Below are 25434 nucleotides of genomic sequence, written 5' to 3'. Positions count from 1 at the left end.
GTCGAAAAGTCGTCGATGAACACGGAAGGATCTTGAAATATCATTCACGCGCCAGGGCATGACACTCCGGCGTACCAACCCGTGATGGAAACTCCTAGAGTTCCGGAGGTTCCCAGCCCTCAAAATGCTTGAGCGCGTCCAAGTCACCGATCAGATCCTTCGCTTTTTCCAACCGATCTAAGACGCTTTGCCGCTGCTCCGGACCAAGACGGTCGGCGCTGAGTGCTATGTCGTCGAAGAAAGAACGAATGCTGTTCACCTTCGCCCAGGTCTGAATGACCACTTCAAGACTATCTCGGCTGTCCTGAATCGCCTTCAGCCGACGCTTCTCGGCTTCCTTTCTTCTCCATTCTTCCATCTGCAACTCATGCCGATGGCGTTCCTGTTCGCTCCGCACTCGCTCGATCTCAACCTTACCGGCGAGAATGGGAGCTTCGGCTTTCAGTGACTTCACTACACTTGGAATTTTGCTGACCAAGTCTACAGGCTTGTTCTCAGTCCAGCGTTGAATCCAGTCCACGCCGTAGTACGGTGAATACACCTGCAAGCAAAGTCTGCCCGTCGGCATATCCGCGCTCATCATCCAACCATCTCGGTAATCGGAACGCCGTTTAGTCACCGGCAGATCCGCCACCCTGATGTATTTTTTATCCGGTCGCTTAACGTGAACGTATTCGCTGATCTCATAGATGGACAGGCCAAAGACGACGGTCCCTATGTGAACCACCGTAGGCCGTTGGGGTCGCCATAGGGCAGGGTGCACGTACCTCTTAGACTCTTGCTCTCGATGGTCTACGGAAGCGCGACCCATATGCGAGGTTGGATCGGACAGCGCAACCGCGAAGCCTTTTCCCATGAACGCCAAGTACAGCTGATTAGCAAAGTCGACGGCATGGCTTACTCCAGAGCGGCTTACTATCAGGTCTGCCATGGAGCGTTTCGATGGACGAAGGTAACCTTCATCTGTTTCGTGGGCTTTCTTAAAATGCTCCTCGATGTCTATCAATAGCGGATGCCGACGAGGAAGTAGTTCAAGGCGATCAGCCAGCTTCCCGCGGCTCCTTATAGGGGCTTTTGGAAGAGATCGGGAGATTTGCTCAGGCGCTCCATTCCTGCTCCAGGCAACGAGCGCGCCTGGTTGGGCCTCAGGGAGTGCCGGCGGCGTTTTACGCTTCCCTACAGCCACTTGGGCCCAATATCCCACCGGAGGGCGGGGTATATTAAGGTTTGTAAAAATGCGTGCTAGGTAACTGGAGGAAACGCCATACCGCTCAGCTATTTTGGTCATGGGTGCAGACCAAGCCTGTTCGTAAAGAGACTCCCGAGTAATGGTGTCCTCCAACGAATCAGCAGTGGTGGCTAAGGAGTTTGGAATGTCTTCCATGCATGAGCTTCTTGAGGGTGATTGGCAAATTCAGTAGTGACCACATCAGCCTAGCTCAAGGCTTATGACGATTATGGGATTGAACCCCGCACGCATACCAACACCCATAGCGCCCCCGATGATGAAGCTCCGGTATCGCCGGGGGCCAGGAGCACCTTTTTAGAATAATCCATCATGTCTCCAAGGTGCAGAGTCATACACACCCATGGATCATTCTCCCGAAGTACATCGTTTTGGTCACGTGAGTGGATAAGACTCGGGTTGGCCGTTTTCTGCTCTCATGGCAGGCAAGAACCGGCCGATCCTGTTGAAAAAGTCGGTTTGCCCAAAACGCTCAAATATTGATGGGTACAAACACCTCTTTTGCGTGCTGCTAAGTGAAATCCAAGTCGTGAACCTTCTGCCCAAAGCACAGATTTCATTCTCAGGCGCGAACTTTTCTGCCGTGGAAACCGAAGCCGACTTTTTCAACAGAATCGGCCAAAAGCAGCCACTCATGACCTGTGCCTTTATAGACACGCTGACCTCGCCTGGATCATGCTGACACTGCAACTCGCACCTACAGTACCGCTGAATCAATCACCAAGGCTGCTCCATGACACGTTCGACAAGATCAAAAAAAATCGACGAGGCCACAGATTTAATTTCCTATCTGGATTTAATTTATGGTTTCCCAAACAGCAACTCCGCTTTAAGCTGCTATCGTGGACAAGATGACAAATCTTGGATTGTGAAACCTTCGGTGATGCGTAGTCTAAAGGCGGACGCAGAAAATAATATCTTAAGCGAACTTTTGGTCGAAGCACCGAGCGAGTTTGGCTCTGATAGAAACATGTTCGACAAGCTTGTGCGCGCACAACACTACAGCCTACCTACACGGTTGCTAGATGTAACTTTAAACCCGCTCGTAGGTTTATATTTTGCCTGTAGCGATGAGAAAATGTTTTCTGTCGACGGTGTAGTGCACGTTTTCAACTTTCCTAAGAACAATGTGAAATTTGCCGATAGTGATACTATAAGTATTATCTGCAACCTAGCCAGGTTGTCCGACGAAGAGCGGACAGAAATATCAGACAACTACCGAAAAGTCGGGACAAAAATCTCTGACTGGACAAAGGGAAAGATAAGCGCTTTTCAATCCACCCCGGAAGTTAAACGCCTTATGCAATTCGTCAGAGTCGAAAAGCCTTATTTTCTGGACGCCGTTAGGCCATCTGACTTATTCAGGTATTATTTCGTATATCCATTAAAAAATAATAAGCGCGTCATTGCGCAATCCGGAGCCTTCATTGCTGGAGGGCTTTTGCAGTATCGAGCAATACAGCGCGCCTTGGGTCTGACGCATAACAAAATTATTATTCCAGCCGCAAGCAAACCTAAAATTATTAAGCAGTTAGATACGTTAAATATTAATTCGCGCTCCTTATTTCCAGAAATAGAATTTGCATCTACTTACATTAAGCGCAAATGGTCAGACAAGATATAGCCACTTGCAGGAGGCCTGGTGGATTCCGACCTGACTATAGAGAAAATGCGTTATTCTTTACCCATCCAACAGAATGAAGGCAGTTCACGGGGCCCAACCAGCTTATAATCGCGCTAACGCTTAGCGACCAGGCTGGTACGATGTGATGCCGCAGCATTCGGATTGATACCGGAAATATGCCAACCCACTGTTTAATTCAAGGAAGTATTGTGAGCAAACTCAATCAAGTATGGACACTAGCGCTCGCATGGGCTTCTAAGAGAATTCGAAGCCCATTTTCAAATTTTGCCACAAAATTTGTGCTATTTTTAGGATCTGGAATAGTCGCCACCCCACTTTTAGAGCACCTGATCTTCAATGCTGTGTTAAAACATTTTTTCGGAATAGATCTGGGAATTGAAGTTCCTGACACTCAAGCCTACATCGCGGGAGTGGTGCTGATAGCACTTTCTTTAGCGCATAATCTGCTTTTCAATAAGCTAGATCACAGTTATCAAGTCAATATCAAAAATGTAGAGACTTCAATATATAAGTCCTTATGGAAAAATCTAGATGCGGTCTTGGATGACACTGCTAGACTCAGTAATTTATACTCTACCTACTACTCCGCCCAAGACGATGACTTAGCGCTTAAGGCGGAAGAGTCTATTATTTCCTGCGCGGATCATCTGAGAAAAAACCGACCATTTTATTTTTCGGATGCTTTCTACGAAAAGTGTATATCAATATGTAATGATGCATATGTTGAAGCACGAGCATTTCGAGCTTGTATACAAGCTAAAAAAGAAGAGGAGCTGGCTATCGGTAGGGACGCTTCGTTATCAGAGAAAATTGACTATTACGAGAAGCACTATAATTACGACAAAGCTCGCAAAGAAGCGAAAAAGAACCTGGCTGTCATTAAATCTCAATCGGAGAAAGTTTGCGTAGATATCAGGGCGCATATCGGGTTTATTTAACCACTGGAAGGTGCTCAATGGGTGCCTGAGGATGCTCCAATCACACTCCATATCTTCCGACACTTCGTTAGAGGCGCATTGCTGGGTTGGTGGGATCATATGGCCGAATCTCAGAGTAAGTGAATAGCCCGTCTGTACTGGCCGAAAGCTGCTGGACGTGAACGGCAGCAATTGGCCGTTCAATGCCGGTCATGATTGCTAAGTGCGCTGGTCAATTCCGATTCAAATGGGTGGTCAAGTCAGTGCAAGTACCCAGGTGTCAGCGGATCTGGAAAAGTGGTCCCCAACCAGCGGCGAGATGATCTAGGCTTCCCGCACCATCACTCAAGGACGTTAGCCATGTCAGATAATTCAGAGGCCCACATCGCCACAGCGGACGCACTGACATTGCTCCTGCACAACCAGCACGCCTTAGCTGCTGCCATCGAAGAGGTTACTAAGTGGCTCTCAGAGAGCGGAGTAGGGAGTGTCGCCGATAATGCAATGACTGCCATGGAAACGCTGGACACGAATGCACAAGCGATCACAGATGCCATCATGCGGATACGCAAGTCGTAGGCATATCTAACTTCCCTGCCCCTCCTTGAAGAGCGAATCCCGATTTAATGCGAGAGTAATGGAATTCTGGGCTGCCCAACCGTTTGCATTCGACTTGGCCAACAAGCGCCGTAGTGACGACCGAAAGAGAACGGCCAGATAGAGACAGTCAGCACGTCACTCCACTGACGAGCCCCAAGCGCAGCAGGCATTTATCGTGCCTGCAATACTGGAGGCGCCGTCAATAGACGTACTGATTAATTAGTACTGAATAATCATCTTCCTATAGAAGTGAGGGTCATTTATCGTGGGGCTAAACAGACAGTCAATGAATTCACCGTCAGTCCCTCCAAAACCATCATCCATACCGCTTAGTACAAAGCAGCTTCTATAATTTTCATAGATTTCATAGTGCAGGGTTTGAAAGAAGTCTATAAAGTCCACATCATAAAAACATTCAGAAACTGATTTTGACTCATGGAATCTTTTTCTTTTGGTCGTGCCATCGCTATATCTGTAGCGATCTTCTAAGCGAGCCAATATATCGCTCTCTACCATTTTCAGTTCGCTTATTGATAGGTCATGCCTGCATTTGAATGCACAAAACAAATAATAATTCGGATTGCCTGAGCTGTAGGATCTAGATGATAGATCCCCCATAGTCAGTCCTACTTTCGCGAAAGTAGGATTGCTGGCGTCAGCACCTAAATACAGCCACCCTTCCCTCGACTCCATATCTAGCTTCGTTCTTTCCCAGACATACTCCATCTTGTAGTCGTCAAAAGTTTCAATATCCTCGATGGTTATTTTGTCTTTTCTCAATTTGTCATTCCTTAGCAAAAAAAGATTAGAATTGGAAACATAAGATAAATTGTTTTTGATGGATTCATCCCTGCCCATGAGTATTATGACAGGCATGTTCACCTTGAGGCTAGGTGACACGTTTTCCTGCTTCGTAGTCAGCCGAAATAGTACACACCTGGTAATTGCCGATGATGAACGGCTGCTTCGGGTCGTTTTCAGCCCTTCGCAACGGATAACAATCGGCCAAGCGGACTGTCACGGGCGCTAAGACGGATAGCTGCTCGCCTTGCGGATAGGTTGTGCGTCATACCAATCTGCACTTGCGTACGGGTTGCTCACGGTGTGCTCTCGGCGACCTGGAGCACAGTGCTTGTTCTCTAATGTGCTTCAACTTCGTCTTCACCCTCATCGTAGTAGTCAACCAAGTTCCCCGTCACTTCACCAACCTCAAACTCGCCCAAAGCTTTGGTGCCGAGCAACAAGGTGTTTTTTATTTCGACGCTAAACTCAATATCACGACCGGGTACATCGTGTTCCTTTCGATGATCGCCGCTTGCTGAACCGGCAAAAAGAACCTTTAAGCCATTATCAAACGTAATAGAGTCTAAATCGCCAATCTCGACTTCATCGTATATAGTATCTGATTCTGTGATGGGGCCTGATAGCTCTTCACCTTGCAGTAAGTCATACTTGTGCTTTTCGCAGATGTCTCTGCACACTTCTTCTACTTGATCCTTGGTGATCAATTTATATTCTAAGTTTTCGAAGGCTGAAATGACATGGTCGAATAATAGGTCGGACCCTAATTCCTCGTTGTCTGACCCTTCAGCTTGTACAATATTGTCAAGGCTTGAGGCAAGATCTGTAGGGTCATAGTAAATATATATAACTTGTGATAGTTTTTCGTTATTGAAATTTTCATCGAGTATCAACGACTGGAAGTCTTTATACCCAAATGTCGTTGCTACGACCTCACCTAGTCCGGCCAGGGATAGCTGAATACCGTCTGCTTTCAGGCTTTCTTCGATAGCCAGCATGAAGCTATACGACGAGGGAAAACGATTTGATGCCTGTGCCGACTTTAATCTAGCATTTGCCACAGTAAATCGTTGTCTTTCGATTGTGGCATTCTGCTGTTTTTTCTCTTCTTCTAATTGAGCTTGATTCGCTCGGCTTTTAGCTTCTGTCGCTGCGGCTATCGCCGCTTCCGATGCAGCTGCTGCCGCTTCGGCTTTTTCTTTGAATTTTGCACTCCTTAGCTTTAACTGTTCAGCTATTTCTTTTCGGCGATCAATATCTAATTGGACGTTCTGCTCCAGAAATTTCTTGTCTGGATCCGCAAGCAGCTTTTGTCTATTCAAGGCTTCTTGTTGCTTAGTTTTGCTCAATTCAATTGATATTGCTTGCTGGTGTAGTCGATCATTTGCAAATTTCTGTATCGATTTCAGCAATAATGAAACCCAAGGGAAAGCGAACAAAAAGAGAGTCGTCATTAATAAAGGGATGACAATTATTGTATTGAACGCTACTACGTCGGTTTCTTTTATGTATTTACTGAGCGTGTTAATCCTTTCTGTAGTGGTTCCGTCGCCCCATATTAGTATTGCCAAGTGACTCCAATTACAGACAATCCATGACCCTATGAACGCGCCAATGAAAGGATCGTCGACCTTTGTTTTCGTGTTTCCGGAGATTGACTGCAATATATCGTCAAGAAATTTCATTCCGTATGACCTGCGTTCCCATGTTCAAAATGAGGTATGACTTGCCCTCAAGGCGCTGACGAGTATGGCGATATTGGGGACCTATCGATACCATCTGATGGCTGCGAGGCTTCACAAATTCCATAACGGTCGAGTCCGCACCAGCCATGGTTCGCCCGCCCACCTTGACTCTCCTCGTTAATGAGGGAGTAGTAACCGTCGAGGATGTCGACGCAGCGGTTAAACTTTGGGCCAGGCGTTCGATGGTGCGTGATGAGCCACTGCATGCTTACCAGCGCCACTAGTTGGTTCGCCTACGAGAGGACGGCAAGCTGAAGGCACAGATGCACCCGCGCCATGTCCCTAGCGAGGTGCCTCTCGCTCAGTTCACAAGCGGAGTGACTCGTACCGCCTGGGGCGTACGTTCTTGAGCGTTTTACAAAGCTCTCGGCCGATATGTGTCTATCTGATAACTTTGTACGCTATGGCCAAATTACCTAGAAAACTAAAAGATCAAACAGCTCGCTTTGGAATCGGAGAGTGGTATGGGTACAACCTGACCCAGCTATCGAGTACAGAAAGACAGCTCCTCGCGGCTGAAACACTGAAACCGAAGAAAGCTAGAGCCAAGCAGCTGTGCCCATTTCAAGCGCGCAAGCAAGATGCTCTTTGCTCAAAAGATGGAGGCGTCTGCTCATTACGTCTCTACTCATATGCAGCGCATCCAGGAACTGGGCGGGCCATGGGTGTCCCGGTTGACGGTAAACAGGGCGATCTTAGGGCTACGTGCCCAAATCGCTTCCATGAAGACCTAGAAATTTTTAAGTGGGTAGGTGAAACCATCCTCGGCGACTCTGACCCGAAACTTGTTGCTGAGGTAGGTTTTTTAGAGGCCGGCGCGACAACCGACAATGAAGGCGGTGAAGACGTTGGCCGAATTGATATGGTTCTTGTCAGCACGAAGACACCGCCAGGAGCGCCTATGGAGTGGGCGGCGCTGGAAATTCAAGCGGTGTATTTCTCTGGTGACGCAATGCGAGGCGAGTTCGAGGCTTTTAGCGACACTGCGGTAGATTGGGTAGTATTTCCAGCAGGGCGTCGTCGCCCAGATTACCGAAGTAGCGGGCCGAAACGTCTCATGCCTCAGCTCCAAATCAAAGTTCCAACGCTTCGGCGGTGGGGGAAGAAGATGGCCGTCGTTGTAGATCGCGCCTTCTTTGACTCTATCGGTGAAATGGACAACGTAAAAGACATCTCGAATGCTGATATCGCATGGTTTGTCGTGCGATTCGAGGAAGTCGAAGGCCAAAACCGTACACGAATTGTGCCTGACGAAGTCCGATACACGACCCTTGAGCGCTCAGTAGAAGGTTTAACAGGTGGAAAGGCGGTGCCCCTTTCGACTTTTGAAGGTCGGATCAGTGATAAATTTGTCTGGCCTGTGCCAATAGAGCAGGTCAGTGGATCTGACCTGCTTGCTTTTGGTGATTTCGAAGCACCTTTACCTGAGTCGGATTAAGACCGTCAGGCGCAGATTTCTTCTTGCGCCTGTACTACTTCAATAAACATGTCTTTTTGGTCAGCCAGGTGATTTACCAGTTGATCAGCAATGGCTTTTGCCATCAACACCGGTACTGCATTTCCGACCTGCTCGTACTGTGATACGCGAGAACCTACAAAACGATAGGTGTCAGGAAAAGACTGGAAACGTGCTGCTTCGCGCACTGTCAGAGTTCGGTCTTGATCTGGCAGAAAAACTGTTCCCCAGTGTGGGTCGCACTTGGTCAACATAGTCCCAGACAAACCATCGTTATGGAGTCGACCATAACGTTTTGTATGATCAGACTTGCGGGCGCGCTGCATACCTTTAGGCAGAAGATCGTGGGGGATATCACGCCATGATCCACCGGGCTTTACATGCTTCATACGCTCAGCATTCTGCTTAGAAAGCTTGGCGGCAATGTGGTTAAAAGTTTCTTGCGCACCATTACGCATTGTTTGAGCGTAGGCGCTGTGAGCGGCTGCCTGATATTGGACAATTTCAGCCCCTTCCCCCATCTCTAAGCGTGGGAGATCGCCAATGGCTTCGTTAACGTTCACCCATGGGTTGAGGCGGGAACGGTCACTCTCAGATAGCTGGAATGTCATCGTGCTACCGCCACGGAAATTGGCGCGGCCAACTGCGTAATGTGTAGGTTCAGGATGCTGAACTTCACTGAAGCGGGAGCCGAGAAGAATTAGCCGCCAGCGTTCTTGCGGAACACCGTAATGAGCTGCGAACAGAATCTTGGCCGTTACGTGGTATCCCAGATTGGTAAAAATATCGATGATCTGACGGAACACTTTTCCGTCATCTAGAGATAGCAAGCCAGGAACGTTCTCGAATACGAACGCCTTGGGCAGGAACTCTTCTAGGAAACGCTCATAGTGCCTGAACAAAGCATTCCGGGGATCACTGAGAAAACGCTCTGGGGCGTTAATCGAGAAACCTTGGCAGGGTGGGCCTCCGACTAGAACGTCTAGCTCACCAGGCTCCAGGCCGAGAAGATTTCTAACCTCTGCTGGATCCACCTCTTCGATAGTCCGGCAGTCTGCAATGGCTTCTGGATGATTGAGCTTAAACGTCTCGATGGCCTCTGGCATCACATCGTTGCCATAGAGGCTGACATAACCAGCTTGTCTAAAGCCCTCGGTGATTCCACCTGCACCACAAAACAAATCGATTGTGCGCAGCGGCTTTTTTTTCTTCCGCGATCCACGAGCTTTTTTGGGCACAGGAGTGTCGATGGAGCTGCCGCCTGTACCTACGTAGATTTCGCTGTTTGCTTCGATTGTCATACCATACTCATTAGCCATTGCTTCTACTCCTTTCAGTAGACATTGGTCAGGTGTGGCCAGGGTCGCAATCCCTGGTCGCACCGTTATCTTCTGTTCAGCTCAGCGGCGTGGCGCTGCTGGCCACAACCTATCAAACCTTGTTGGTTTAGCTGCCGTGTATTGCACGGTGTGCTGAATGTTCTTGTGCCCTAAATAGTCCTGGATTAACCGTGTATCTGCACCTTGGTTGGCCAGTTCGTACCCGCAAGCGTGGCGCAGCATGTGCGGATGGGTAGCCAGAGGTAAATGAGCCTTCTCGCCATATCGACGAATGGCATCCCAAGCGGTACGCCGATTCAAAGGATTCAGTCTCTCTGAAATGAAAAAAGCATCATTTTCAGGTTTCATTTGAGCCCTAACCCGAAGCCAGGCTTTTATATACTTCAGCTCATCTGTACGTAGCGGATGCGTTGTAGAAAGGCCTTTTTTCAAGCGAAAAACGTGTAGAACACGAGACTCAAGGTCAACTTGCGCCAATGTCATGCCACAGGCTTCAGAGACGCGTAGGCCATGACGGAACATGAGCAGCAGTAGACAGCGATCACGCATTTCGTGGCGACTCTCTTTGGTCGCCGCAATCAATCGATCGACTTCGATCTGCGTCAGGTGTTTTCGGGGCTCGATCATTTTGTCCAATCTTCGATGCAAAACAAACGGCGCAATCCCGCGCCGTACCGCAAAAGGATAACACCACATTGGACAAAATGAATCTTTTTGTCCTTAGTTATCCAAGCTATTTCGACCGCCCTCGGCGCGTTTTGACTCCCGCGACTCGTGGCGTCACCAGTGATGCTTCTATGGGCTCCACTGCGCTAGGATTGATTAAGCCGGAATAGATGATCTAACTGTGTTTTTATACAGTATGATTCAAGTTTTTGCTATTGCCATCTGCTGCGTCAAAAATTTACGGGAGCAATGATTCAGAGATTCAGAGGGAACTTTACGCAGTTAGCTGCCTGTTGCGAAGGGCCGGAATCGTACAGATATGGCGCAGCATGTGGTGTTCATCGGTGGTCCGGAGCCGGTAGTAGCGCGCCGTATCGGCGACAGGCGCTACCTTGAGTTGAAGACTGGTCTAGGCGGACGGAGGGGCTGCTGTCGATGTTAGCCGAGCTGGAACATTCAGGATGTGGTCAGCGCTCAAGCTGCCTGATTAAAGTACTAACTCCACCGTCACCAGCAGGGCATCACGCCCGGCGATGGGAACCGCAGCCGTACCTGCGTCATGACTCGATCAGGGTTGGTGTGACGTCTCAGGTCGACGCGTAAAAAACATCAATGGCATCGGCAGATCATCAAATGTAGCGCTATTGCGGAGTGCGCCAGGCCTCCGTTTGATAAGCGGGACGTAGTGCTGCCGGTCGCAGCTGACCTAGTCTCGATCATTGAGTCGTTTGTGACTGGCAATCATCGTTTCATCGGTAATGACCACCACCAAAGAGGGATACAGGCGGCTGCTGACCCACTGGCCGACCCGCTCGCAAGGTACCGAGTGACGATTTCGGTCCACGCTGATCAAGCAGGTAGTGGAGGCCCTCACCGTGCATTCGACCTAACCATCAAAGGCGGTCAGCATTGACATCATTTCAGCTCGTTCAAGCTCCGGAGCCACCACCGTTAGCCCGTTGTACTGCGGGTGCACCAGGTCGCTCCGAAGAGCACGGCGGTGTTAGCCTAGGCAGGCATTCAGTTCGTCGAAGGGGTGGAACATGCAGATTTGAGCATCGAGCCAAATGCGCCGTCGGCTGTCGTGGAGATTCTTTACAACGATGCCTTTTCCTAATCCGAGGGCGCGTTGCAAAAATCTGGGTCGAACAGGTAGTGGGCTCAAATTACGGCAAACCGGGTATGACCGTGCGCCCCTAGCCCCTGTTGCCCCTTATCGACAGCGGTCTTCATGTTGTCGTAGATACCGCGACGCGGCATTCCACCTAACGCACCAACTGAGCGGGTATAGGCATCGACCAGCATCTCGTGGCCTTGGCTGGGATATGCAACTGGTGAAACTCATCCACCTGTGGTTAATAACTTGTTTAGAAAAAAATACTTAGATGCCTCATTCATCGGTCGTTACTAATGGGGGTGGCAGAAACGGAAAATTTTTGGATAGTTCTAAGAGGCCGTCAACGATATGCCTTGGACCACCACGTGCTTGTAATTCTGCCGAATAATTTATAATTGCTCGCTTTGCTGCATCAACTTCTTTAAATTTATTTAGAGCATCTAGCGTCTCTTTTAATTTTAAATGCTCTGCGTATGCTAGTTTTATATATGGTTCTATAGATTTTGGAGATTTATGCCCCGTAAAATCTAAAACCTGGACCTTGAAAAACTCTAGATCTAAAAGTTTGTTGCGGAAGTCGGACTCGTTAGCAAATTTGAAACTTTCAATTAAAGCGATCAAGTGCTTGGTGACGTAGCGGTGTCTGAACATGTGTGGATGAGCACGACCTAGAACTCCTGCTAGGTTTCGTAGATAATGTATCTCTTGAGTTATGGTGTTAGGTCTTACCGATTGACCAGTCCGTTCACTTACAAAAACATAATCATGACTAGCTTTTTTAATAGAAAGCAAAGGCTCCAAATTCATCTCAATAAAATCTTTAAGAAAGCGAAGGTCACTGTGCGAAATACGAATTCTCCGCGTCACATAGGTATTACCGCCTTTCTTCAAGTTCCGCATTTCAAGCACCGGTTGCGTCATTGCTAGCGCTTTATAAACTGCGCTACGCTGTAATTCCGCTACCTCTGAACGCCGTCCACCGGTAACTTCTAATACCAGTAACATAGCTAGCCTGCGTTTCATAAGGAAAAAATTGGTGTCGCCGTTCGCTGCTGCTGTCCTCAGTTTATCTATCGCAATAGCAGAAATTGAATCCCTAGTTGTCGTCTCACTCTCAATCGGCATCTCAGAATGATCCCAGTACCACCTAGGCGCTGCATCATGTGAATGGTGGACCTGTTTTGATAGTTCAATTTTCTTTTTGAACCCCTTGATGTCTCCATCAATTGCAACATAGTCTGATCGATGCCGGGATCTACCTACGAAGTCAAGAAACTCTAGAGTTCTGCGCAGAATAGAAACAGAAGTCTTAGTTGTTATAATTTTCCCATTAGGGCGGGGGGTGCTTTGTAGTTTTATAAATTCTATAAAATCTGAATCTACTAGTTGGTCTAGGTTTCGTTTCTTGTCGAAGCAAAACCTTATGATGTGTGACAGTTGCGTGGCGTATTGTTTAAGAGTGCCTCCGTCAGAGTGCGTCGATGCACGATTAAAAAATTTAGAAATTAAGTATTGGTTTGCATCGTAACACCAAACGCCGTTGGGCCAGCGCATCGAAACCAAATTTGGAGCGTTTACCAGTTGAGGCTTTTTGTCGAAGCTGAGAGAATGAAATAGCTGAAATTCAGCGGAAGTCAGGAAATATAACTTTGCCATTTTTATCAATTCCTAATTCTATGTTTTTCAGAGGGGAGAGCATTTGATAAATTTCATGATGATGCTCTCTGCAAAGATCAATTAAGTCAGCGCGGCCAGACTCGGTTATGAGTTTCCAGCTTTTATTCAGTGATAGGGTCAGCGCGTAGCTTAAAACAATGAGGTCTTCACGTTGCGTTTCACTTAAATGCTCGACTTCTTTAAGTCTGACTTCGAGGCCACTTTTCGACTGCTTGCGTGGTCGTTTTTGACTAGGCGTTGTATTGACTTTTTTTTGCGCTGCCTTTCGCAATTTATCGAGGTAGCTGTAACCTCCTTTGAGGTAGAGATCTGCTGAGCGTTTGAGGCTATTTATAGTAGTTTGAATAATTTCTAATTCAGGATTAACGTAGCTCGAAAGCGATTTTTGGCTTGCCAAATAAATGCTTGGTTTTGCTCCTCCCCAATGTATGTAGTTTCCTTCGATTGTATCGAGAAGTAATTGTTTAAGTTTTAAAATCGATGTCTGCTTAATTCTCTCGCTCTCAAGCATGCTTCACCGCCGTAATGATCGTAAAGTTTTCATTGTTATTTGACATACTAAAAACGGGTTCGGTTGTTATCTGGTTTCTGGAAATTAAATAGTTTAAGTATGGCCGCAATTCAGCCTCTTGAATCACCCTGATATTGGACGTGCAAAATCTTTTCTCTATAAGTCTAGCGAGAGGAAGGTATGTTAGGTCTCCGCGTCGTGTAATCTCGGAAAGTACTTCGGCTTTTACGCTATTAATAGTGTCCCCTGATACTGTATCCGTGATGTAGTGAAACAAATGGCGGTAGTTGCTATGGCCTAGGAATTGTCGAAGAGCTTCCATGTCGCCAAAACCTCCCCAAAAAAACATCTGCGCAAAGAACCGCCTGAATTGATGTTCCCGGAAAAGGTAGATTTGTCCTTCGTTGTTGGTGTAATTGAATTTAAGGCAAAGCTTGTCTAGTGCATCATTATAAACAACGCTACCAAAATATTTTTTTATCCCCAGTGTTTTAGTGTATGGAGGGGATAATAATGACCTATTCTTACAACAAAATCCCAACGTCTCAATGTTGGAATGAAATTTTATCAGCTTTGCGAAGATGTCTACGCATATCTTTGGGATTGGGCAGGGAAGAGGTTGTCTTATATCACCCTCTCCAGACTTACCGTTCTGGAAAATAATCTGTCCTGACAAAATATCTATATCTTTGCGAGTTATTCTTATTAATTCTTCTTGGCGTCTTGCTGTAAGCGCCCCAAGAATTAGTTCGAACGATCCATAGAGAATCTTTATATGCCAATATAGCTCGCTTTTTTCCTGCGCATTCTGGGCCTCTCGGGACTCCCAATTAGGTGTCTTCCAGCGTGTAATTCCTAATTCGGATAGAGATGCTGGTATGCAGGTTGGCAATCGCTGCTGGCAAGTCAAATCTATCGGCGTTAAATCGCCGCATTCTTGGTAGTATTCCAAACAGGCTTCAAAGAGGCCGTCGGCGTACCTTGAGACATAACTGATCGCTTCCTTTAGGGCACTTATTACGAGAGGGTACGGAATGCTAGAGAAATTCCCTGTAATTGTTGATTCATCCGAGATGAGTTGTGCTCTATCAGTTTCAAACGTTTCAATTGGCGTAGGTAAATCAAAGCGACCTAGTTCGAGAATATCCTTAAAGCAGGAAAGGTGCCTGGAGATAGTCTGTGTTGAGGGCGTGTTGCGGTTTGTTCTCGTTGGTACTCTATTTATAGACTTCTTTTTTTTGAGCGGTTGTATGTCAATTTCTGGCGGGCAAGAAAATTTCGAACCTTTGAATAGGCAGTTCAGAAATATTGACCGCGACAACTCTCTTGCCGAATAGTTTGGGAAGGACCTTTTTGTACTTGAAAGTTGTCGGCGTTCATGGTGGAAAAAAATTCGAGCCGATCTAGCTTGGCTTTTGGTGAGATCGCAAGTATACGATGCTAGATCGAGGTCGGACTGTTCTACGCAAACAGGATATAGGCCGCCATTATCCAGCTCTTTAGTATTTTCCTCAATTTTGCATTTCACTAATGTCGAGAAACGCTCGGTCCAATTGTAGTAAATGTCATCATCTGAATTGTAATTGTTAACTCTATATACGAGCATGCTATAGAAGCTTTCTGAAATTGCTGCAAACCCGTCTCTGCGAAGGCGCGAAATAGGTATGTGCTGAAGAATAAAGTCAGCCTGTTTTAAGACTAAAGTTAATCTGCGCGTTCTCACATTGGTTTTATAGGGGATATTCGTAGCACAATCCGCACCTTGCATCAAAAGCCATGTTTTAATGCTGCTCAAAATTTTTGAATTACGGTAATCGGTTAATTTTGACCCGTCCGAAAGCAACACATTGAAATCAATTGGCGTTGCTAACCCTTCGATTATCCATAGCGTTGAGCCAACATCAGAGGTCAAGCCTTTCAGTAACGGGTTGGTTTTTGATGGTTCATAGCCATCGTCTAGAAAGCTTAATGACGGGATGGTTGAATTACTTACGCGGCGAGTGTCAATCATGTGCTCACCACTGGTGTTATCAGTCGTGCGGATGCGAGCATCGCCTTAATGTCTGGTCGGTTGAAATTTTCATCTCCAATATGATCAATTAATAGCCTACTTATTCTTATCCAATATGAGTCCGTCGAGTCGTTGTTTTCTCTATTTAAATCGCGATTGCTAAAGTCTAGCAGCAGTCTTAAGGAGCTAATGCCCACCGAAATAATGATCTCAGTATCGTTGTCATTAGCCTGTATAGAACCTGCATTCTCGCATTCAGTATTGAAGTGTTTTCTGAAGTTCACGACATGATTTTTGATGAACTGATTAGCCTGATCAATCGTCATTCCCGTTGCTGGCGATAAGTAATCCGTATCGCTAACCGCTTCGAATATAATTAGGTGTTGTACAATTCGAATCCAGCGTACCGCAAAGAAGCGAATGAGTGCGCTAGGAACGTACCTTTTAAGGAGCTTTATAGAAAACTCATCGTGCCCTAATCGCTTGGAAACCCCAGCAAGATCTCTATCTTCTATATAAAGTTTGATTGCAGAAGTAGCCCTGATCGCCGTGAGTGTTATCCGTTTTGCAAGAGTTCTCGCGTAATTTGAACTTATATTAGTTGATTCAATAAGTTCTTTTTCTAGGGTGGATCTATATTGGCTGCCCATTTCGAATTTGACGGGGCTAGGGTATGAGAAAAGTCGACCGCGACTAAGAAATAAAAGTCTCCAGTTATCATCCCCGTTTCTTCGTAGAAACTCTCTAAGTGGCCGAGCCATTTCAATGAGCTTTTTCACGGCGTCATTAGTTTCAGGCGTTAGAAATACAATCTGTTCAGCTTTCTTTTTTCCTTTTCTACGCTTGTAGCCTTTTAGATAAACTACATTATCCACTTCAATATAGCCGGAGTATCTACCGTGTACATCGTATAGCTCCAGGGTCGATAGAAACGATGGGGTCACCTCCGGATGGACGACAATAAGGTATGCTGCATAAGCGGTCAGGATCTCTCGATTCGGTAGCCCTAAGATTTCAGCCGCCGCTGTGAGGGGGACCCTGAAGTGTTGCGTTCCAGCAAGTGAGTCTGGGTAGGTTTGGTAGCCAAACTCGCGAAATTTATGAACTACATATTGTATCTGCTGTGGCGATAACTCTGCCATGCTGTCTACTTTCTTTACAATGTTCGCTACTGGCGTGATGCTGCCTATTTGGCCGTGTTTAAGTGCCGTGTCGAATGTTTTATAGTGTCTTGCTATTGAATATTTCGCCCAGCTAGTAATTGTGGTAATGTCTTTGCTAACTTGGCCGAATATAAGTTCGATGGCTTCGTCGTCAGTGACTTCCAGCGGAACGTCAAAAGTAAGCTTGCTACTTATATTTTTGCCGTCTTCGTTCTTCCCCATATGTGTTTCAGCCAAGTGTTTTGGCGGGGTGTTTGTAGGCAAGCCACGTCGTGGTTTAGCTATCAGACCTGAAGGAAATAATTTATTCTCCAGAAAGAATGAGATAGGTCCGCGCCAATGTTTGCATAATGTACGAAATCGTGTCGGACTGTTCTCGTCATGATTTTCCAAAAAGTACTTTTTTCGCATATCCGAAAACAGTCTTTCGGTAAAATCTGGGTCGTTAAGTTCCAGTGCCGTAGAGTCTTTATATTCGTTGGTTAGGAGGTTTATAAGAGGCCTAATTGCATAGATGTAGCATGAAGCTCTTGTGGCCAAATAACTTTGGCAAACATTATAAATGCCGATGGTGAACTCTGCGCCATGAGATGCGTATAACTCGTAGAGTTCGATGCTTACGGTTTTACCTTTGGCGTTTCTACATTTCCAGCCATTCAGATATAGTTTTACTTCTGGTCGAATTGATAGTTTTTCAAAGTTATTAACTAAAGCGTTTAGATCTTCGCTATTAAGATAAAATCCGATGTCCGGTAGTTTATAATCCAGGCGATGATGGTCATAGATTAGCTGGATCAAAACTTTACATTGTTCAGTTACTGAATATCGGTGTCGATTGGTCCAGCCTGCAAATTTTTTGGATGCAAGTGCTCCTATGAGTAGATTCATAATTTTCATAAACTCAGGTGAATCTATTTTTTCGCGTGATAGATCTATGCTGGCTATCAGCAAAACACACTCAAGGAGCTTAAAAAATTTCCCTAATGATAAATCATCCTTGCAGACGTACTTATTGGAGTCAGCGATGTACATCACATGAGCGACGAAGCACGGACTCACCCGCGTAAGCGGCATTTTGTTCAAGTAGCTCGTCGGTGATGGGATTAGATGCGGCATGTAGAGTATCTGATAGAGATGAGGTTCTTTCAGATTACATAAGTTTCAGCGGCCTGCAACAGTAAAAAAATATTGCTCATGGTGTCGTGTTCTTTATTTTTTGTTAAATGAAAAAAGTGTATCAATCAAAATTTTGTGCAGGTTTGTATCTCTATGTATTTTAAAAGATTTTATATTTTTGTTTATTATGTGCTTTACAAGTTTTGCAAATAATAAATGATAAAGTTCAATAAGATTTTTTTCTGCTGGTGGTCGTGTTGAGTTCGGTTTTGGGGTGGGCCGCGCCGCAACTGCCTGGGATGTAGCTAGTGTCATACATGAGTAAGGATATTCAAAGGTAGTGATTTCTGAGATTCAACTTTGAGATTCCGTTTGCTTCTGGGGGCTATAAGGTACTGCACCTCACGACCTTCGATGTGGTGCGTAGATACTGTAACGATTGTGATGCAGCCAATTAGCATGCGCCCGTTGGGGTATGGAGGTCTTGAGGTGTTCAGCTGGTTGGTCCGATTTAGAATTGGAAACGGCGAGCTTGGGTGGTGGTCACTCCGTGGGCCGTATCACACGGCTCAACACTGTTTATTTGGTGCGCTGGACTTGGTTTGTCAAGGACTGCGTTGGAGCGATAGTTGTCAGATAATTCGATTGCGAAATATCATAAAAAAACAGATATAAATCAATTAGATATGCATGCTTGACAATATGTGTATCACAGCAAAACTTGAAGTTCGTCGAGGAACAGCACGCCATGATGGGCGAGGGTGATCTCGCCGGGTTGCGGCTTCGAACCGCCGCCCACTAACGCCGGGCCCGAGGCGGAGTGATGGGGTTGGCGGAAGGGTCTTTGCGGCCAGTGGCTCAAGGGCACGCAACTGGTGACGGATTGAATGGCTGCGACTTCCAGCGCCTCATTTTCTGCTAACGGGGGAAGCAGCCCCGGTAACCGACTCGCCAACAGTGTTTTCCCGGTTCCTGGCGGTCCGCTAAACAGCAAGTTGTGAGCCCCAGCCGCCGCAATCAGCAAGGCGCGCTTGGCCGAGATTTGCCCCTGCACTTCATTCAAGTCCGGATAGGGTTTGCTGGCGTAGAGCAAGCCATTGGAAACGTAGGGCTCAACCGGCGTATGTCCGTTGAAGTGCGCAACGGCTTCCAGCAGGTGGTCCACGGCAAACACCTTCAACCCGGACGCCAGGCACGCCTCCTCGGCGTTCGCCCGCGGCACCATCAACGAACGCCCGGCTTTGCGTGCAGCCAGTGCAGCCGGCAACACACCTCTGACGGCACGTACCGCGCCGGACAACGCCAACTCTCCCAGGCATTCAATGTCATCCAGCGTCAACGTCGGCACCTGCACACTGGCTGACAGAATCCCCAAGGCAATCGCCAGATCGAAACGTCCGCCGTCCTTCGGTAAGTCCGCAGGCGCGAGATTCAGCGTGATGCGCCGCGCCGGGAATTGCAGACCCGAGTTGATGATCGCGCTGCGTACCCGATCCTTACTTTCCTTCACCGCCGCTTCGGGCAAACCGACCATCGTCAGCGATGGCAAGCCGTTGGCCAGATGGACTTCGACGGTAACGGCGGGCGCATCCACGCCAATCTGGGCGCGGCTGTGGACGATGGATAGGGACATGGTCGTTCCTTGAGCTTTACGGGAACCGCTTCCTGCGGTTTTTTGAAGGGTAGTCGGGGGCGCGTGATGGCGCAGGTGCCAAATCTTCGCAGGATGTTGCGAGTGTCTTTCTGATGGGTGAAGCGTAAGGGAGTGGGGATTTGCGACGTAATCAGTCGCGGGATGAGGTTGTTGTAGGACGTTGCCTGGATCTATGAAGGACGGCGGCGAAAGCTAAATTGAAGGCGAAAAAAACCGCCTTGAGTAGGCGGTTTTTTATTTGCAGGCTTCGGTGAGGCCGAGGCCTGCGCTTCCTCAACGAAAACACTCACGATGGGAAGCCTATTCAAATTTGATCTTCCAGGCAAGCGTCAATAGCGATCTGCTTATGGTAGGAACCAATAACAGCGAGGAGATGGAAAGGACGTTCGCCACTTCATGATTTGATACAACTCGTTAGCAGATTTGAAAGGTAAGCATTGAAAGAACTGCGATAGCATTCGCCGCGATGAGGCTCGATGAGTGAGTGATTTCGAAGTGTGGCTGGGGGCGTAAAGATTTTCATGTTCCTCAACACGATGTGAGAGTCGTGCCGGCGCAGGTTTTGAGGAACCCACACCCGGCCGCCTCAGCGAACACACTCACATGTATTCCCAAAGGTGTGCGTACACCGGAAAGTGCACTGGAGGTTTGGCCTCACGCAAGGAGGGCCAAAGTATGTCTAAGTTTCTTAAACATATGTGGAGCCTCGTTAGAAACGCGCTATGGGCTTTTCGCCTGTACGAGTTTCTGCGGGACCGCTGGGATGATCCGCGGTAAGGATTGACTCGGCGGAAACCGCTCCAGCTTCGGCTGGGGCGGTTTTTTGATCTGTACGAAATTTAAGAACTTCGCGTTTCGAGTAGGCACCGCTGCTCAACGCTGAGTATTCATTCTCGGGGCAGGAGGCAATGGGGCGTAATGATTAAGAAAGGTATGCGTCCGGTTCACCCCGGCGAGATCCTCAAAGAGGAATACCTGGAGCCTCTGAGCCTTACGGCGGCAGCCCTGGCTAGAGCATTGAGCGTTTCGACACCAACGGTGAACGATATCGTGCTCCAGCGCCGGGGTGTCAGCGCTGATATGGCTTTAAGGCTATCTATCTGTCTGGACACGACCCCGGAATTTTGGCTGAACCTGCAATCGACTTACGATTTGCGCAAAGCTGAGATTGAGCGAGGGGCAGTTATCCGGGATCAGGTTGAGCGGCTTCCGCACTGCGCCTGATCCTCAATTGCTGGACGAACCCCACGCTATAACGTGGGGTTTTTTTATCGTTCAGAATGCCTGGAGTATTCGCGAAGCACGCTTCCACCACGGTGCATTGATCGAGCGCTGCGGCCGTTCACTATCCGCCAGCATCTGCGGAACATCCTGCAGCCGTATCCACGGTTGGTTATTCCAGTGCAGCAAACTCAACGACATCTCGGGCCAGTTCAGCAGGCTCAGGATCGGGCGTTCGGTTGCGGTGGGTTGTTGGGCGTCTCTGAGGGCTGGTACTACGTCGTGGGTCAGCCATTCGCGCAGGCCTCGGTATTCGGGGCAGTAGTGGTAGACGAGCAGGGCGTAGACGCCGGATTCGCTGATCAGCAGGGTGTTTTCGAGGGTGCCGTGGATGAGAACTCGCGCGGATTGATGTTGATCGGGATCGAGTTTTCGGACGGCACGTTCGTCGAGGAAGAGGCGAAGCAGGCGACCCAGGTCTCGGGCGCTGAACCAAGGCTGGTTTTCGATCAAAAGCGCGTGAAGGTGGAGTTTGTGGCGGGTGAAGACGTGAGGGATTAGATAGTTTTCATTCATGGTGCAGCTCCCGGATGCGAATTAAGGAAACTGCCTCTGATCGTCGCCAAACGAAAAGGGTGGCAGCTATGCGCGGGTTGGCGAACCGGTGCATCCGGAAACCGGCAGACCCGAAGGTCTCCCACGCACAGCCGCCATAATTCGAGATGGGAATAATTCCCTGATTCGAACGTGGTCGCGATGCGTTTAGATGCTATCCAGGTCGCCAAACCCAGTGCTGAATATTCAGCTGGGATGAGCTTAGGAACCTGGGCTTCGCGGCGCTATCGGACGGCGGTGTGATCTTTGTAGGACGTTGCCGAGATGGTGGCGGGGCGGAAGATCAAAAGATCGCAGCCTGCGGCAGCTCCTACAGGGTTTGGTCTATCCAGTGTGGGAGGGCTTGTAGACCGAGGTGACGCTATTCGCGGGCAAGCCCGCTCCCACAGGGATTTGCAGTGTTACTCGGCAGGCGGATTAAGCTTCGCTTCAAGCTCCGCCACCTTCGCCTCAAGACTCTCTAACCGTGCCCGGGTCCGCGCCAGCACGACCATCTGGCTATCGAACTCTTCGCGGCTCACCAGATCCAGCTTGCTGAAGCCACTCTGCAACAAAGCCTTGAACTGGCTTTCGATTTCGCTTTTCGGCAATGGGGTTTCGCCGCTGAAAAGGCGTGAGGCGGTGCCGGTCAGGGCGTCGAGGAAGTCTTTGGGTGCGAGCATGGCAAATGTCCTGTCAACAATGGCGGGCAGTGTATCACGCAGTGTCTATAGTCAATTCCAGCGGCAGGGATGCACGCTTTTCGCGCATGCGGACGGACGGCATCGCACCGTTGTTGTGCGTAACGCGTCAGGTGTTGCGGTGATGTGGTGGGTATCTGCGGCCAAAGGCTTGAAAACAGTAGGTTTTGTGGAGATGGCAAGCTTTCTGCTTAGTCAGTAGTAACCCATGCACTGATGCAGTCGCTGTGACGAATGCAGTGCGCCAAGCGGAACGGGGAGTTGTTTCGTGAGGAGCGGTTAGCTGGCGTCGGACGGGCAGGTAAGGTCGACGATGCGTTACAAAGCCAGGCACTGCGCTTAGACTTGAGTCGGGTTTGTTTTCCTGGGGCAAGTCCACCAATTCGGGAGAGAGTTTTCATGAAGCTAGTCACTGCCATCATCAAGCCGTTCAAACTGGACGACGTGCGCGAATCGCTGTCCGAGATCGGCGTGCAGGGCATTACCGTTACTGAAGTCAAAGGCTTCGGTCGGCAGAAGGGTCACACCGAGCTGTACCGCGGCGCGGAGTACGTGGTCGATTTTCTGCCCAAGGTGAAGATCGATGTCGCCATTGACGACAAGGATCTGGACCGGGTTATCGAGGCGATAACCAAGGCTGCCAACACCGGCAAGATCGGTGACGGCAAGATCTTCGTGGTCAATCTGGAACAGGCGATTCGCATCCGTACCGGCGAAACCGATACCGACGCGATTTAAAAGCCGCCACAAACCCAACGCCCCAGGAGAAAACAATATGACTCTGCGTAAATTCGCAGGGCTAGGAGCCCTGTTGTCCCTCGTAATGCCCGGCCTGGCTATGGCGGCAGATCCGGCGGCGCCTCCAGTCCTCAATTCCGGCGATACCGCCTGGATGATGACCTCGACAGCCCTTGTGCTGTTCATGACCATTCCCGGCCTCGCGCTGTTCTACGGCGGCATGGTTCGTTCCAAAAACGTTCTTTCGTTGATGATGCAATGCTTCGCCATTACCGGCCTGGTCACCATCTTGTGGTTCATTTATGGCTACAGCATGGCGTTCGATACCACGGGGATGGAAGCCAACGTCGTCAACCTCAACTCCTTTGTCGGCAGCTTTGCCAAGGCCTTCCTCGCGGGCATCACGCCTGCCAGCATTACTGGCCCGGCGGCGCTGTTTCCTGAGGCGGTGTTTGTCACCTACCAGATGACGTTTGCCATCATCACTCCGGCGCTGATCGTCGGTGCGTTTGCAGAACGGATGAAGTTCTCCGCGATGCTGGTGTTCATGGGGATCTGGTTCACCGTGGTTTACGCGCCGATTGCGCACATGGTCTGGAGCGGTCCGGGTTCGCTGTTGGGCGACTGGGGCGTGCTCGATTTCGCCGGCGGCACCGTGGTGCATATCAACGCCGGTGTGGCCGGCCTGGTTGCCTGCCTGGTGTTGGGCAAGCGTAAAGGTTTCCCGACCACCCCGATGGCTCCGCACAACCTCGGCTATACGCTGATGGGCGCCGCGATGTTGTGGGTCGGCTGGTTCGGTTTCAACGCAGGTTCTGCTGCCGCTGCCAACGGCACTGCCGGCATGGCGATGCTGGTGACTCAGATCGCTACCGCAGCAGCAGCCTTGGGCTGGATGTTTGCCGAGTGGCTGACCCACGGTAAACCTAGCGCACTGGGTATCGCTTCGGGCGTGGTTGCCGGTCTGGTTGCGATCACTCCGGCGGCAGGTACCGTTGGCCCAATGGGCTCGATGATCATCGGTCTGGCAGCGGGCGTGGTGTGCTTCTTCTGCGCCACCACCCTGAAACGCAAACTCGGTTATGACGATTCCCTGGACGCCTTCGGTGTGCACGGTATCGGCGGTATCCTCGGCGCGATCCTGACCGGTGTCTTCGCTGCACCGTCCCTGGGTGGCTTCGGCACCGTGACCGACATCGCCGCACAAGTCTGGATTCAGTGCAAAGGCGTGGGCTTCACGGTGATCTACACCGCGATCGTCACCTTCATCATTCTCAAGGTCCTGGACGCTGTCATGGGCCTGCGTATCACGGAAGAAGAAGAGGCTGTCGGCATCGACCTGGCGCTGCACAACGAACGCGGCTACAACTTGTAAGCACGCGCATAAAAAACTTGCCCGGCTTGCCGGGCATTTTTTTGTCCGGGATTTGTCCATGAAGGAACTGCTGAAAGGTTTTTTCCTACATGTTTAGTGGTGTTTACGGCGGGCGTTTTTCTGCGGCCAATGGCTTACATGATTGAAGGAATATTAGGGCCTTTGTTTTTTCCCAGAGCGCGCTAGAATGCGCCCCGAACGTGCGGAGAACTGTATGTGGCAACAGACTCTGATAACCCTGCGGGCAAGGCCCCGGGGCTTTCATCTGGTAACGGACGAGTTACTCGCCGGCTTGCCTGAAATAAAGGCGTGCCGGGTCGGCCTGTTGCATTTGTGGCTGCAGCATACCTCGGCGTCGTTGACCATCAACGAGAACGCCGATCCGGCGGTACGTCGCGACTTCGAACGATTCTTCAATCGTCTGATCCCACAAGGAACAGACGGCTATGAGCATAACGACGAAGGCCTGGACGACCTCCCGGCGCACTTCAAGGCCAGTGTGCTTGGCTGTCAGCTCAGTTTGCCGATTTCGGCGGGCCGACTGGCGCTGGGGACCTGGCAAGGCGTTTATCTGGGCGAGCACCGTGATTTTGGCGGTGCCCGTAAAGTCCTCGCCACCGTGCACGGTGAAGAGGCATGAGCCGCTGGTCACCAACGGCTATTGAATTTTTCCGGCGGCCTTCGACAGATGGCGAAGCTGGGCTATAACTAATCTGCTTTTCGCAAGTCATGAGGTAGAACATGAGCGACGATGATCTGGAAAACGACGACCTCGAAGTAGGCGACGACGACGAAACCGAAGAAGGTCTGGAAGCAGCGGCCGAAGACGTCGCTGAAGACGACGGCGGTGATACGCCCGTTCCGACCGCCAAAGGCAAAGCCAAGGCAGCGGTCTCGGTCGATGAGCTGCCGAGCGTTGAAGCCAAGAACAAGGAACGCGACGCCCTGGCCAAGGCCATGGAAGAGTTTCTGGCGCGGGGCGGCAAGGTGCAGGAAGTGGAGGCCAATGTGGTCGCCGATCCTCCCAAGAAGCCTGACAACAAGTACGGCAGCCGGCCTATCTAAGCGCCTGCTACCTGCTTGCTGAAAAAGCCCGCCGTCGCTGCGGGCTTTTTCATGACTGAAACAAAATTCTTCGGT

Annotated in this window: 20 protein-coding genes and 2 pseudogenes; 9 read left to right on the top strand and 13 right to left on the bottom strand. The window is 49.3% G+C overall.

From position 1 onward, the window contains the following. Window positions 1-94: 94 nt before the first annotated feature. The gene (locus K5K95_RS07830) at window positions 95-1384 is read right to left on the bottom strand and encodes a hypothetical protein (RefSeq protein WP_222588991.1); all 1290 of its coding nucleotides are present in this window, start codon (window positions 1382-1384) and stop codon (window positions 95-97) included. A gap of 595 nt (window positions 1385-1979) precedes the next feature. Here K5K95_RS07830 and K5K95_RS07825 point away from each other — a divergent pair. From K5K95_RS07825 to K5K95_RS07815, 3 genes are all read left to right on the top strand, one after another. After that, complete coding sequence (locus K5K95_RS07825) at window positions 1980-2870, top strand: FRG domain-containing protein (protein ID WP_222588990.1); 891 nt, start codon at window positions 1980-1982, stop codon at window positions 2868-2870. 209 nt (window positions 2871-3079) lie between these two features. After that, a complete protein-coding gene (locus K5K95_RS07820) occupies window positions 3080-3829 on the top strand; it encodes a hypothetical protein (RefSeq protein ID WP_222588989.1) in 750 nt (249 codons plus the stop codon). Between the two features lie 339 nt (window positions 3830-4168). Continuing rightward, on the top strand, window positions 4169-4387 hold the full coding sequence (locus tag K5K95_RS07815) for a hypothetical protein (RefSeq protein ID WP_222588988.1): 219 nt from the start codon (window positions 4169-4171) through the stop codon (window positions 4385-4387). A gap of 240 nt (window positions 4388-4627) precedes the next feature. Here the strand turns inward: K5K95_RS07815 and K5K95_RS07810 are convergent, their stop codons facing one another. Together K5K95_RS07810 and K5K95_RS07805 are read right to left on the bottom strand one after the other, a co-directional pair. Further along, a complete protein-coding gene (locus tag K5K95_RS07810) occupies window positions 4628-5188 on the bottom strand; it encodes a hypothetical protein (RefSeq protein WP_222588987.1) in 561 nt (186 codons plus the stop codon). A gap of 359 nt (window positions 5189-5547) precedes the next feature. Continuing rightward, window positions 5548-6894: a hypothetical protein gene (locus tag K5K95_RS07805; RefSeq protein ID WP_222588986.1), complete on the bottom strand. Its 1347-nt coding sequence runs from the start codon at window positions 6892-6894 to the stop codon at window positions 5548-5550. A 406-nt stretch (window positions 6895-7300) separates the two neighbouring features. Here K5K95_RS07805 and K5K95_RS07800 point away from each other — a divergent pair, with 406 nt between their 5' ends. Next, a complete protein-coding gene (locus K5K95_RS07800; RefSeq protein WP_222588985.1) occupies window positions 7301-8392 on the top strand; it encodes a NotI family restriction endonuclease in 1092 nt (363 codons plus the stop codon). 5 nt (window positions 8393-8397) lie between these two features. On the opposite strand, the gene K5K95_RS07795 is transcribed toward K5K95_RS07800, so the two are convergent. The 8 genes and pseudogenes from K5K95_RS07795 to K5K95_RS07760 form a co-directional block, all read right to left on the bottom strand. Next, window positions 8398-9729, bottom strand: a complete 1332-nt coding sequence (locus K5K95_RS07795; RefSeq protein ID WP_222588984.1) for a DNA cytosine methyltransferase — start codon at window positions 9727-9729, stop codon at window positions 8398-8400. Between the two features lie 81 nt (window positions 9730-9810). After that, window positions 9811-10377 (bottom strand): tyrosine-type recombinase/integrase, encoded by a 567-nt coding sequence (locus K5K95_RS07790; RefSeq protein WP_222588983.1) that lies wholly within the window; start codon window positions 10375-10377, stop codon window positions 9811-9813. A 313-nt stretch (window positions 10378-10690) separates the two neighbouring features. Beyond that, window positions 10691-11748, bottom strand: a pseudogene (locus tag K5K95_RS07785) (Mu transposase domain-containing protein); the annotation flags it as partial. Window positions 11749-11806: 58 nt separating this feature from the next. Then, window positions 11807-13189: a site-specific integrase gene (locus tag K5K95_RS07780; RefSeq protein WP_222588982.1), complete on the bottom strand. Its 1383-nt coding sequence runs from the start codon at window positions 13187-13189 to the stop codon at window positions 11807-11809. Then, on the bottom strand, window positions 13158-13721 hold the full coding sequence (locus K5K95_RS07775) for a hypothetical protein (RefSeq protein ID WP_222588981.1): 564 nt from the start codon (window positions 13719-13721) through the stop codon (window positions 13158-13160). The genes K5K95_RS07780 and K5K95_RS07775 overlap by 32 nt, the downstream gene beginning before the upstream one ends. Further along, window positions 13714-15732: a site-specific integrase gene (locus K5K95_RS07770; protein WP_222588980.1), complete on the bottom strand. Its 2019-nt coding sequence runs from the start codon at window positions 15730-15732 to the stop codon at window positions 13714-13716. Before K5K95_RS07770 ends, K5K95_RS07775 begins: the two co-directional genes overlap by 8 nt. After that, window positions 15729-17927 (bottom strand): hypothetical protein, encoded by a 2199-nt coding sequence (locus tag K5K95_RS07765; RefSeq protein ID WP_222588979.1) that lies wholly within the window; start codon window positions 17925-17927, stop codon window positions 15729-15731. The genes K5K95_RS07770 and K5K95_RS07765 overlap by 4 nt, the downstream gene beginning before the upstream one ends. A gap of 808 nt (window positions 17928-18735) precedes the next feature. Beyond that, window positions 18736-19644, bottom strand: a pseudogene (locus tag K5K95_RS07760) (YifB family Mg chelatase-like AAA ATPase); the annotation flags it as partial. Window positions 19645-20583: 939 nt separating this feature from the next. Between K5K95_RS07760 and K5K95_RS07755 the strand changes: the two are divergent. Further along, window positions 20584-20889: a HigA family addiction module antitoxin gene (locus K5K95_RS07755; RefSeq protein ID WP_222588978.1), complete on the top strand. Its 306-nt coding sequence runs from the start codon at window positions 20584-20586 to the stop codon at window positions 20887-20889. 51 nt (window positions 20890-20940) lie between these two features. On the opposite strand, the gene K5K95_RS07750 is transcribed toward K5K95_RS07755, so the two are convergent. Both K5K95_RS07750 and K5K95_RS07745 read right to left on the bottom strand, forming a co-directional pair. Next, window positions 20941-21462 (bottom strand): Bro-N domain-containing protein, encoded by a 522-nt coding sequence (locus K5K95_RS07750; RefSeq protein ID WP_222588977.1) that lies wholly within the window; start codon window positions 21460-21462, stop codon window positions 20941-20943. Window positions 21463-21902: 440 nt separating this feature from the next. Beyond that, complete coding sequence (locus K5K95_RS07745) at window positions 21903-22163, bottom strand: accessory factor UbiK family protein (RefSeq protein ID WP_046032213.1); 261 nt, start codon at window positions 22161-22163, stop codon at window positions 21903-21905. A gap of 417 nt (window positions 22164-22580) precedes the next feature. Between K5K95_RS07745 and glnK the strand changes: the two genes are divergently transcribed. The 4 genes from glnK to sutA all read left to right on the top strand — a co-directional run bounded on the left by glnK (window position 22581) and on the right by sutA (window position 25359). Next, complete coding sequence (gene glnK, locus K5K95_RS07740; protein ID WP_002555808.1) at window positions 22581-22919, top strand: P-II family nitrogen regulator; 339 nt, start codon at window positions 22581-22583, stop codon at window positions 22917-22919. A gap of 37 nt (window positions 22920-22956) precedes the next feature. Next, window positions 22957-24294 (top strand): ammonium transporter, encoded by a 1338-nt coding sequence (locus K5K95_RS07735; protein ID WP_222588976.1) that lies wholly within the window; start codon window positions 22957-22959, stop codon window positions 24292-24294. A 214-nt stretch (window positions 24295-24508) separates the two neighbouring features. Next, window positions 24509-24934 (top strand): secondary thiamine-phosphate synthase enzyme YjbQ, encoded by a 426-nt coding sequence (locus K5K95_RS07730; RefSeq protein ID WP_222588975.1) that lies wholly within the window; start codon window positions 24509-24511, stop codon window positions 24932-24934. Window positions 24935-25035: 101 nt separating this feature from the next. Beyond that, window positions 25036-25359, top strand: a complete 324-nt coding sequence (sutA, locus tag K5K95_RS07725; protein ID WP_090178135.1) for a transcriptional regulator SutA — start codon at window positions 25036-25038, stop codon at window positions 25357-25359. Window positions 25360-25434: the final 75 nt, after the last annotated feature.

This window comes from Pseudomonas sp. DR48, assembly GCF_019823085.1.
Taxonomy (GTDB): domain Bacteria; phylum Pseudomonadota; class Gammaproteobacteria; order Pseudomonadales; family Pseudomonadaceae; genus Aquipseudomonas.
Note: the sequence above shows the minus strand (reverse complement) of the source record. Positions and strands in the feature narration are given on the sequence as shown.

Excerpts from the sequence above, each read along its gene's own strand:
- K5K95_RS07765 (WP_222588979.1), bottom strand. The coding sequence starts at position 17,927 with ATGTACATCGCTGACTCCAATAAGTACGTCTGCAAGGATGATTTATCA.
- K5K95_RS07755 (WP_222588978.1), top strand. The coding sequence starts at position 20,584 with ATGATTAAGAAAGGTATGCGTCCGGTTCACCCCGGCGAGATCCTCAAA.
- K5K95_RS07750 (WP_222588977.1), bottom strand. The coding sequence starts at position 21,462 with ATGAATGAAAACTATCTAATCCCTCACGTCTTCACCCGCCACAAACTC.
- K5K95_RS07795 (WP_222588984.1), bottom strand. The coding sequence starts at position 9,729 with ATGGCTAATGAGTATGGTATGACAATCGAAGCAAACAGCGAAATCTAC.
- K5K95_RS07735 (WP_222588976.1), top strand. The coding sequence starts at position 22,957 with ATGACTCTGCGTAAATTCGCAGGGCTAGGAGCCCTGTTGTCCCTCGTA.
- K5K95_RS07770 (WP_222588980.1), bottom strand. The coding sequence starts at position 15,732 with ATGATTGACACTCGCCGCGTAAGTAATTCAACCATCCCGTCATTAAGC.
- K5K95_RS07730 (WP_222588975.1), top strand. The coding sequence starts at position 24,509 with ATGTGGCAACAGACTCTGATAACCCTGCGGGCAAGGCCCCGGGGCTTT.
- sutA (WP_090178135.1), top strand. The coding sequence starts at position 25,036 with ATGAGCGACGATGATCTGGAAAACGACGACCTCGAAGTAGGCGACGAC.
- glnK (WP_002555808.1), top strand. The coding sequence starts at position 22,581 with ATGAAGCTAGTCACTGCCATCATCAAGCCGTTCAAACTGGACGACGTG.
- K5K95_RS07790 (WP_222588983.1), bottom strand. The coding sequence starts at position 10,377 with ATGATCGAGCCCCGAAAACACCTGACGCAGATCGAAGTCGATCGATTG.
- K5K95_RS07830 (WP_222588991.1), bottom strand. The coding sequence starts at position 1,384 with ATGGAAGACATTCCAAACTCCTTAGCCACCACTGCTGATTCGTTGGAG.
- K5K95_RS07805 (WP_222588986.1), bottom strand. The coding sequence starts at position 6,894 with ATGAAATTTCTTGACGATATATTGCAGTCAATCTCCGGAAACACGAAA.
- K5K95_RS07825 (WP_222588990.1), top strand. The coding sequence starts at position 1,980 with ATGACACGTTCGACAAGATCAAAAAAAATCGACGAGGCCACAGATTTA.
- K5K95_RS07815 (WP_222588988.1), top strand. The coding sequence starts at position 4,169 with ATGTCAGATAATTCAGAGGCCCACATCGCCACAGCGGACGCACTGACA.
- K5K95_RS07745 (WP_046032213.1), bottom strand. The coding sequence starts at position 22,163 with ATGCTCGCACCCAAAGACTTCCTCGACGCCCTGACCGGCACCGCCTCA.
- K5K95_RS07780 (WP_222588982.1), bottom strand. The coding sequence starts at position 13,189 with ATGGCAAAGTTATATTTCCTGACTTCCGCTGAATTTCAGCTATTTCAT.
- K5K95_RS07775 (WP_222588981.1), bottom strand. The coding sequence starts at position 13,721 with ATGCTTGAGAGCGAGAGAATTAAGCAGACATCGATTTTAAAACTTAAA.